Raw genomic sequence first — 844 nt, forward strand, 5'->3', positions numbered from 1 at the left:
ATGTTGAAAGCTTATGTCTATATATGAGTGTATCGCGTTCAGGGTACTATAAATGGGTAAAAAGAAAAGGTATCATAAACAGATACCAAGCAAATAGATTATGGTTAATAGAAGAAATTAAAGAAACTTATGTTAAACATAAGATATGGGGTTATAAACATAGAGCAGCTTATATTAGAAATAAAACAAATCGATACTTTTCAGATCTTTTATGTCATAAGTGTTGTAAGTTATTAGGTATTCGTTCAAAGGTGAGAATAAAGCGCCACAAGGCTGGAAAAGAACATGAGATTTATCCAAATTTACTACATGACTTTGATGCAAGTCGTCCATTTGAGAAAGTATGTACAGATATAACAATACTCACTCATAAAAGTGGTAAATATGACTGGAATCTATATATTGATTTATTCGATAATACAATTATAGCCTACGATATAAGACGCAGTAATTATGGTTTAAGTCCAATAAATCATTATAATGCTGCAAAAAACTTTTTAGATGAAAAAGAAAAAAGAGGATATATGAACCTTGACACGATTGTGCACTCTGATCAAGGAGCAATATATACCTCAAGAGGCTTCAACTCTTTATTTAATCATACCATAAAAAGGTCAATGTCGAGAATAGCAACCCCTACAGATAATCCAATTGTTGAATCACTTAATGGTTGGATAAAAGACGAACTTAAATATGATTATAATTTTTATCATAGTGATAAACCATTAGAAATTATTAAAAAGTATGTAGCATATTTTAATAATGAAAGACTCGCATACTCATTAAAATATAAAACCCCAATACAGTATAGAACTGAATTAGGGTTTAGATAATTTTTTATGTC

Annotated in this window: 1 protein-coding gene; it reads left to right on the top strand. The window is 29.3% G+C overall.

Features of this window, described 5'->3' with window-relative positions; all coding sequences use genetic code 11:
* A partial coding sequence (locus IY230_RS01395; protein WP_196369561.1) for an IS3 family transposase occupies window positions 1-833 on the top strand: 833 nt, incomplete at its 5' end.
* Between the last annotated feature and the right edge of the window lie 11 nt (window positions 834-844).

Source organism: Acholeplasma laidlawii, assembly GCF_015709225.1.
Classification (GTDB): domain Bacteria; phylum Bacillota_I; class Bacilli_A; order Acholeplasmatales; family Acholeplasmataceae; genus Acholeplasma; species Acholeplasma laidlawii_A.